This window comes from Streptomyces triticirhizae, from assembly GCF_003696235.1.
Lineage (GTDB): Bacteria > Actinomycetota > Actinomycetes > Streptomycetales > Streptomycetaceae > Streptomyces > Streptomyces triticirhizae.
Window position 1 is genome coordinate 1 of the sequence record NZ_RFFJ01000266.1, and the last position, 6,662, is coordinate 6,662.

Consider the following 6,662-nt stretch of genomic DNA (forward strand, 5'->3'; position numbering starts at 1 on the left):
CACAACTCCTCGACGCAGCGCGCCCGTTCGCGGTCCTCGGCGCGTTGCCGCTGCGCCTCGGCGGCGCGCACGGCGGCCTCGGCGAGCAGCTGGGTGCCGGCGAGGGCGGCGCGCGTCGCCAGCAGCGCGCCGCTGAGCGCGCCGAGCCCGATCAGCGCGGCCCCGGCCAGCTCGACCAGCTGCTCGGCGACGACCTCGCCGACGTCGCCGACCTCGCCCGCCGAGGGCAGCAGCTGGACGGTGGGCCCGGCCGCCTCCGCCGCGGGAAAGGCGACATCGGGCGCCAGGAACAGGATGTCCGGCACGGCCAGTCCGGCGCTCATGGCCGCCTCCCCCGGGCGGAACCCGCCGAGGCCGCCGGGACACCCCGGCGGCGCCAGGTCCACCAGCCGACGGCGAGCACCGAGGCGAGCGGCCACAGCCAGGCGGCGGCGGTCACGGTCGCGATCAGCAGCGCGAGCGCCCCCGTGAGCGCCAGCGCGCCCAGCACGCGGTGGCGGCGCGCGAAACGGCCCGCGCGCCCCGCGCCGTCGATCAGCCGCCCGGCGAGGGAGTGTTGGGGGTGGTAGGTGAGCGCCCCGATGCGGCGGGCGACCAGGAGTTCCAGGGCGAGCACCACGGCGAAGCCGGGCGGCGCCGCGCCCCAGGCGAGCGCGACGCTCCGCTGGGAGGCGAGCCCGGCGACGTCGGCGACGCCGATGAGAAAGACCCAGGGAAAGGTCACGGCGAGCGCGCCGGCCGCCGCCCAGCCGAGGGCGACGGGCAGCTGTTGGGCGTTGAGCCAGGCGACGGCGCGCAGATAGTCGGCGTCGCGCCGGCGCCCCTCCGCCCGCGCGCGCCGCTCGGTGCGCGCGGCCCAGGCGTCGTTCTCGGCCAGGCCGCCGAGGCGCTCGGCGAGCAGCAGCCGCAGCGGGTCGTTGCGGTCGGCGACCAGCCAGCCGTACCAGGGGACGGGCTCGGGGAGTCGGCGCAGCCGGGCGGTGACGCGCCGGTCCAGCAACGCGCGGCAGCGCTCGGGGGCGGCCGATATGTGCAGGAGTTGCGCGGTCAGGCGCGCGTCCATGGCCGTGCGCCCCGGCTGGTCGCGCAGGCGCCGGCGCAGGGCGGGAAACTCGGCGCAGAGCGCGTCCACGCCCGGCTGCCAGCGCCGTAACGCCTCCCGCCACGCCCGGTCGACTCCGGCCAGCCCCTCGCCGCCCGGCCGGGACTCCAGGAGGGGCAGCACCGGGTGGCGGGCGAGGTCCTCGACCACCGACAGTGCGCGTTCCTCCTCCTCGGCGCGGGCGGCGAGGTCGGCCAGCCCCGTGGTCGGGTCAACCGCCTCGCCCCGGAAGGTCGGTTCGAGCGTCGGGACCAGCCAGGAGACCAGCCGGACGAGGGTGGCGGGGGCCGGCGCCTTCTCCAACAGCTCGGCCAACGCGGCCAGTTCCTCGCGGTCGGCGTCGTCGTAGCGGGGCGAGTCGGCGAACGGCCGCAGCCAGGCGACCAGCGCGTTGCGGGTGCGGCGCCGGGCGAGGGCGCGCTCGGTCTGGCGCCAGTAGGTGTCGAGGGCCAGGCCAAGCTCGGCCGGCTCGGTGAACTCCCGCCCCATGAACGGGAACGGCTCCGTCGCTGGCTCGGGCGGCGCGGCCCGGGACGGCGCGGCCCACTCGCGGCCGTCGATCGGCGGCGAGCCGCCGGCCAGCCACTCGGCGACCTGGGCCGCGCCCCAGCGGGTGTCCGGGTCGCGGGTGAGCAGGCCCCGGCAGAGGTCGCGCAGCCGGGGCTCGGTCACCAGCGACAGGTCGGGCGGCCCCGCGGACAGCGCGACGGGGACATAGGCGCCGTGGGTGTGCGGCACGGGGTGGGCGCCGCCGGCGAGTTCGGCGAGGATCATGCCCAGCGACCACCAGTCGTCCGAGGGGTGGATCACCTGGTGCTGGAGCGCGGCCTGTGGGGAGAGATAGCGGAGCGTGCCGCCCCAGGCCGCGCGTTCCGTCGGCCACGCGCCGGCGCGCGCGCCAGGACCGGCGCCGGCGCCCACGCCCGCTCCCGAGCCGGCGCCCGCGCCCACCGTCGCGCGGCGCGGCTCGGCGCGGGTCGGCTGGGCCAGGGCGAAGTCGACGAGCGTCAGCCGGGGGTCGGCCGGGTCCAGCGAGCCCAGCACCAGGTTGGCCGGGGTCACGTCACGGTGCACGAAGCCCCGGGCGTGCAGCGCGGCGAGCGCCGCGTGGGTCTGCCGAACGACCGCCCGCACCAACGCCGTTGGCGCCGGGCCCGGATGGTCGCGACGGTAGCGGGCCAGGTCGGTGTCCCCGTGCGAGGGCGCGATCTCGTACGGATGGCCCTCGGCCTGCCCGGTCTCGGCGAGGTGGGTGGCGTGCGGCAGCCGGGTGGTGCGCAGCAGGTGCTGCACGTCCGGGTTGGGCGGCGCCGCCCGGTCGTACCACTTGAACACGTGGTCGCCGCCGCCCTCCGGCGCCCCCTCCCCCGCGCCCCGGGGAACCTTCAGCACGCGCAGCACGATCGCCCGCCCGGGCCCGCCGGTGCGGCTGAGGACGCCGGTGAGCCGGTAGCGGGCCGCCAGCGCCGGCGGCAGCCGCTCGGCGTCGCGCCGGTCCTCGGCGTCCTCCGGCAGTTCCTGCTCCGTCTCGGTCGCATCGGTCATGCGGCCCCTCCCTCATTCCCCGAAGTGCGCGGACCGGGAATCGCAGCGTAACGAGAATGCGCGGCCGTTCCCGGTGCATTCCCGGGCGTTAACCGGCGGATTGCCGGGCGCCCCCGGACGAATAGCGGAACCGCGCGAAAGAGTGTGCCCATGACGGGCACGAGGGACGGCGAACGCGACGGAGTCGGCCGGCGGAGAGCCGAAACGGAAAGCGCACCGGAAGCGCAAAGCGCGCCGGAAACGGAACAGGCGGCGGAGACGGAACGCGCGCCGGGGGTCGTGGCGCGGATCAACGCCACGCACTTTCCGGTGACGGTGCTGGGCCCCGGACGGCGGCTGGGCGTCTGGTTCCAGGGCTGCCCGCTGGCCTGTGCCGGCTGCATGTCCCGGCACACCTGGGACCCCGAGGGCGGCCGGGAGGTCACCGTCGCGCACCTGCTCGGCCTGTGGCGCCGGGCGTTGGCCGCCGGCGCCGACGGGCTGACGGTCAGCGGCGGCGAACCGCTGACCCAACCCGCCGCGCTGGCCGCCCTGTTGGCCGGCGCCGCCGGGGAACGCGACGAGGCGCCCGCCGACCTGCTGGTCTACACGGGGTACACCGAGGGCGAGTTGGCGGCCGACCCGGCCCGGGAGGCGGCTGTGCGAGACGCGGACGCGTTGATCACCGGGCGCTATGTCGCCGCTCGCCCCACCGACCTCGCCTGGCGCGGCTCGGCCAATCAACGGCTGCTCCCCCGAACGCCGTTGGGCGCCGCCCGCTACGCCCCGCACCGGGAGCGCCGCGCCGCCGGCCGGACCCTCCAGGCCGCGCCCCGCGACGACGACGCGCTCGCCCTGATCGGCGTGCCGCGCCCCGGCCAGCTCGCCGCCCTGGAGGCCCGACTACGCGCGGCGGGAACGGCGTTGACCCGGCCCAGCTGGCGCGCCGAGTGAACGCCCCGGCGCGCGACGAGCCGTCCGCGCCGCGATGCCCGCTTCCTACAGGTCGGGCAGGTCAGCGATGGCCCTGGCCGTGGCGCGGTTGCGGACGACCAGATGGACCGTCCAGTCCGGGTCGCGGGTCAGCTCCTCGTGGATCGCCCAGCCGATCCAGCTGGCGCTGGACCCGACGGAGACCCCGCCCCGGCCCGACCCCATCAGCGGGAAGCAGATCGACCGCAACGGCGGGTCGAACGCGGCCCGTTCGGCCCGCGCCAGCGCGAACGCCTCCCGCACGGCGCGCGCGATATTGGCGGGCGCCACCTCGTAGCCGTCCCGGCCGGCCAACGGAACGGCCACCGCCGCGTGGTAGATCCGCCGCACGCCCTGCTCGGCCATCGCCCCGGAGGAGGTGGGGGCCACGGTGCCCGGCCTGACCGGCAGCCCCGGCCGGCCGAACCGCCGTACCCACGCGTTGAGTTCGCGCACCAGCACGTCGTCCACGATCTCGCCCGAGGCGTCCCGGACGGCGCAGGCGCGGCGCAGCGTGCCGGAGAGCGTGGGCCAGAAGGTCTTGGACATCTCCAGATAGACGTTCTCGGAGGAGACGATGACGTCCACGTCCCGCAGCAGGTCAACGGGCGAGACATGCAGCACGAACGGGGTGGGGGCGTCGGCCACCGTGGTCTCGACGGTGAACGGCGGTGCGTCGTCGTCCCGTTGGTCGCCCATGGCGACCGTGACCGGTCCGGGCGGCACCACGGCGCCCCCCGTGCCGCCCGTGCCTCCCGCCGGCGAACTCGTCGCGCCGGCGCCCGCGTTGCGCCGGCGCACCTGCTCGTGGCAGAGCACCAGCACCGCCTCCGCCGTCTGGTTGACGACCTGCACCTCCTGGCGCCTGCGGAACGTCTCGGTGCTGACGCCCGCCACCTCGGCGGCGGCCCTGCGGCGTTCGAAGGCCGTGGCGCCCCGCAGTCCGGGAACCAGCCCGTAGGTGCGGGCGGCCGCCCGCCCCAGGGCGTCCTGGTCGCCGAGCCGCCGCACCGCCTGCCGCAACAGGTTCTCGATCCCGGCCGGGGCGTCGTCGGGGCCGGTGCTCAACCCGCAGGTCTCCGCCGCCGCGCGCAGCGCCGGCAGGCCCAGCACGCGCACGTTCGCCAACCCGGGGCGGCGCAGCGCGCGCAGATCCTCGACGAGCGCGGCGTGCGCGGGGAGGCTCAACTCCGATTCCAGACCCATGCGTACCAACATAGAGCGTGCGCGGCGCCTCGGGGAGACGATCCAACTCCCCACACCGGCCGTTCTTCTGGCGGCCGGCCCTGGCGCCGGCGCGCCGGGCGGGGCGGCCCGCGCGGGTGCCTTCCGGGCGAAGGCCGGTCGAATGCCGGGCGCTTTCCGTTCTCCGGCTCCCTCCGGCCCGAAAAGGACTGACGCTTCCTTATCACGCATGGAATTCCGGGATCGAGCCGCGTCATCGGCTCGCCGAACGGCTTCCGCCGGCGGAGCGTTTCGTCGGCGGAGCGATTCGCCGGCGCGCCATGCACCGGAGAGGAGGGCCTTCGCCGTGATCAGAACGGAGAACGTGAACCGCGCCGCCCGGCTTGCGGCGGTGCGCGGGGGCGCGCGGCTACGGGCGCGCGCCCGGGGGCGGCGCGACGGGCGGCGCGGGTTGCCGCACGTTCCGCCCCCGGGGGCCGCGCCGGTGGCACCCGAGGCCGCCGTCAGCGCCTATGTCGCGGAGCAGCGGGCGGGCGCGGCGCGCGCGGTCGAGCAGCTCAGGTCCCGCTTCCTGGACCGGGAGTGGCGGCTGGCGACGGCCATCAGGTCCGAGGCGGTGCGGGTGACGGACTACTACGACCGCCTGGGGCTGACGGCGCCGGCGGCACTGGCGTGTTTCGGCCATCGGGTCGGCGAGTGGCGCTCCAAGGCGGACGTCTGCCGCCACCGGGCGGCCGCCGTCGTCGAGCAGTACAACCAGCGCGTGGCCTGCTACTGGGACGCGGTCCGCCGCCACCACCGGGACGTGCCGGACCCGGCGCCGCCCTATCTGGCGCACTGGTCGCCCGCGCCGATCGCCCTGGACGCGAGCTGGGAGCGGCCGGTCGCCTGGCTGTGGGCGCTGGAGGACGAGGGCTCCGCCACCGCCCGCGCCGTCGAACTGTTGAACGTCCAGGGCCGTGACGCCCGTTCGGGAAGGGGTCGCTCAAGATGACCGGAAACCATAGGCGCCATTCGCTCGCCGCGCGCCGGCGCACCCGCCGGCTGGCGGGGCTCGCCGTGGCGGCGACCGTGGCCGGGGCCGCGACCGCCGGCTGTGGCGCGCTCGGGGAGGCGCTCGGCACCTCGGTGGACCGCTACGACGCGGCCTGCGCCCTGCTGGTCGACGGCTCCGGCTCGGGGGGCGAGGCACCCGACGGGTTCGACGCCGAGGCCAAGTTGGCGTCCTCGCTGCCGGACTTCCTGGCCGACCGGGAGTGCCGCACGCTGGCGTACGCCCCCATCACCCGCGCCTCGGAGGGCTCGCTCTGCCAGGCCGAGCCGCTGGACCTCGACCCGGACGCGGACGCCACGCTCGACCGCGACGAGCTGCGGGCGGCCCAGCGCGCCGTCGCCAGCGGACGCGCCCTCGAACTGCTGGAGTGCGCGCGGGAACACTCCCCCGGGTCCGATGTCATCGGCGCGCTGGACCGGGTCTCCACGGCGGCGCCCGAGGACGGGGAGGCGTTCTCGGTGCTGGTGGTGAGCGACTTCGTGCAGCGCGACTCCTCGTTCGAGCTGCCGCACGAGGACCTGACGACCCCCGAGTCCCGCGCCGCCCTCATCGACGACCTGGCCGAACGCGGCCGGCTGCCCGACGGGTTGTCCGGCGCCACGATCTACCCCAGCGGCTACGGGATGCGGCTGAGCCGGGACTCCGACGCCTACGCGGACTTCGACGCGTTCTGGACGGAACTTCTGGAAGGGCGGGTGGGAGCCGATGTCGACCCCACGTACCAGCGCTGACCCGGGCGGTGGCCGCCGGCGCGTCTGGCGCGCCGGCGCGCGATCCGGCGCCCGAACCGGCGCGCCACAGACGCCGGGCGCCCGCCGCGCGCCC

Annotated in this window: 5 protein-coding genes and 1 pseudogene; 3 read left to right on the plus strand and 3 right to left on the minus strand. The window is 76.8% G+C overall.

Features of this window, described 5'->3' with window-relative positions; all coding sequences use genetic code 11:
* Both EBN88_RS27625 and EBN88_RS27630 read right to left on the minus strand, forming a co-directional pair.
* A pseudogene (locus tag EBN88_RS27625) lies at positions 1 to 323 on the minus strand (hypothetical protein); the annotation flags it as partial.
* Positions 320 to 2,647, minus strand: a complete 2,328-nt coding sequence (locus EBN88_RS27630) for a protein kinase domain-containing protein (protein WP_122399771.1) — start codon at positions 2,645 to 2,647, stop codon at positions 320 to 322. The pseudogene EBN88_RS27625 and the gene EBN88_RS27630, both read right to left, overlap by 4 nt.
* A gap of 279 nt (positions 2,648 to 2,926) precedes the next feature.
* Here EBN88_RS27630 and EBN88_RS27635 point away from each other — a divergent pair, with 279 nt between their 5' ends.
* Positions 2,927 to 3,580: a 4Fe-4S single cluster domain-containing protein gene (locus EBN88_RS27635; protein WP_233581037.1), complete on the plus strand. Its 654-nt coding sequence runs from the start codon at positions 2,927 to 2,929 to the stop codon at positions 3,578 to 3,580.
* 45 nt (positions 3,581 to 3,625) lie between these two features.
* Here the strand turns inward: EBN88_RS27635 and EBN88_RS27640 are convergent, their stop codons facing one another.
* Entirely contained in the window at positions 3,626 to 4,804 is a 1,179-nt protein-coding gene (locus EBN88_RS27640) for a macro domain-containing protein (RefSeq protein ID WP_122399773.1), read from the minus strand.
* Positions 4,805 to 5,129: 325 nt separating this feature from the next.
* Between EBN88_RS27640 and EBN88_RS27645 the strand changes: the two genes are divergently transcribed.
* On the plus strand, positions 5,130 to 5,777 hold the full coding sequence (locus tag EBN88_RS27645) for a hypothetical protein (protein WP_122399774.1): 648 nt from the start codon (positions 5,130 to 5,132) through the stop codon (positions 5,775 to 5,777).
* On the plus strand, positions 5,774 to 6,568 hold the full coding sequence (locus EBN88_RS27650; RefSeq protein ID WP_122399775.1) for a hypothetical protein: 795 nt from the start codon (positions 5,774 to 5,776) through the stop codon (positions 6,566 to 6,568). Before EBN88_RS27645 ends, EBN88_RS27650 begins: the two co-directional genes overlap by 4 nt.
* Positions 6,569 to 6,662 lie beyond the last annotated feature (94 nt).